Genomic DNA, 1,724 nt, shown 5'->3' with positions numbered 1-1,724 from the left:
GAACTCGCCGTTCTACTCAGAGAGTTGCGCGATGGCTGCCCCATGACCAGGGGTTACTCCAAGATCCTTGCTACACCACTCCACGGGACGCCATCGGCACTAGTCGCTCCCTTCTCTAGGCAGATACCTAGCCAGGATGAACGATTGCGGGGGGCTTGCTGCCAGCCTCGGGCTGACCGCTCACAAGCGACCGATGCGACCGATGCTCAAGCCGCGATCCGCCCCGACGGCATGCGTATAGATCCCCGCTACGGGTTCAAGGGCGCGCGCGGCGCGCCAGCGCGCGGCCCAGCCGCTCGCCGCCGCTCCTGTCTTCGCCCCGCTCCGGTGGCGGCTGGCCGCGCGGGGCGGCTGAGGTCAGAACCTGCGGTGGCTGGGGCGGGCGGCTCCGCGGTTTTACCCACTTCTCCGGGCCGGGACCGGCGTCGAGCAAGACCGGGGGCCACTCGGCCAAACTGCGGTCAGGCCCCAAAGCCTGACCGAGTCGCAACAGCTTACGGGCCCCCGATCACGCTCGACCCCAGACCTGACAGGACATCGGCCAAAACCGCTCCACCGCAGCGTAGTTGGCGCGTTTGCCACCCGTGTGTCGGTGCCGCGTGCCAAGCTCGCCGTGGATGTCGGCGATGAGGAGCGGTCGTGGGAAATCGCAGGAAGATGAAGGCCAAGACGGTGAATGGCGCCCCGTCGAAGGGGATTGCGATCTATCACGACATGAAGGTCTATGAGAACTTCGAGCGGGCCGCAGCGCGGATCTTTGAGTGTGTGCAGCTGGCCGAACGACGCCATCCAGGGGTTCCGCGGTTCCTCTACCTGGATATCCAGGGGCATCGAAATGAGCAGGGAGGGTTTGATCATGACGCCTTCGAACTGATTCAACACTTCCTGCTGGGATTCCTTGGGGACTATCTCTCCGAGATTGACACGCCACCATTCACGGCCAAGAACCCCCGTCCGCAAAGAAATGACGTGCCGGATGTTCTGGAGATTGGATATCCGGACGATGGAAGTGATTATGGGTATGAAGTCTCGCGATTGGGGTTAAAGCCGCGGGAAAATGAGCCTGAGGATCGGAAGTCGCCGCCAACAGTCCGGGCGATCGCCGACTACCTGGGCCTGGATGACCCGGCTTGCCTTGTGTGCTGGCGTACCCCGGTGGAGCGAGCGCATGTCGTGCCAACCTCCCTTGGGGGCTCGATGGACGTGCGAAACTTCGCGCTGCTCTGCAAGGGTCACCACGCGGAGGCGCCGGACGTGGCAGACGCTGAGAGTTTTTGGGGATGGGTGGACTATGCGGAGCTAAGGGACAGTCCGGATAAATGGCTCGAAGCCCCGGATGATCTCAAGGATTGGCTTGTCGGGCGCGGAGTCAAGATCGGCATTGGGCGGCGTGAGTCAATTTCGTTCTTCTCTGCCGTTAGGCGTGAGCTGATTTCGCTTTATGGGTGGTCGGAAGCCGACTTTCGAAACGTTGACTGGCAGGGCCTGATGGATGAATTCCATCAGGTGATGGAGTCAGCGACTGGAAAGCACTTCTCGATCGAGAAGAAGATCTCCACGCATGCATGGGCATACCATGTCGCTCAGCAGCGGTGCGTCAGCAAAGACGGGCGTACGATGCCAATCTCTAGGCTAGTACTCCAGTGCGACTTCGTGATCTTTCCCGGGAGCCGGGTGAGAACGGCAACGGCCACCGCGTGATCATCAAGGGTTGTGTGGACTCA

General features: G+C 61.7%; 1 protein-coding gene. It reads left to right on the top strand.

Features of this window, described 5'->3' with window-relative positions:
- Positions 1–657: 657 nt before the first annotated feature.
- Positions 658–1,701 (top strand): HNH endonuclease, encoded by a 1,044-nt coding sequence (locus ACIG5E_RS39410; RefSeq protein ID WP_396542132.1) that lies wholly within the window; start codon positions 658–660, stop codon positions 1,699–1,701.
- The last annotated feature ends 23 nt before the right edge of the window (positions 1,702–1,724 follow it).

This window comes from Kitasatospora sp. NPDC053057 (assembly GCF_044546945.1).
In the GTDB taxonomy this organism is placed as follows: domain Bacteria; phylum Actinomycetota; class Actinomycetes; order Streptomycetales; family Streptomycetaceae; genus Kitasatospora.
Note: the sequence above shows the minus strand (reverse complement) of the source record. Positions and strands in the feature narration are given on the sequence as shown.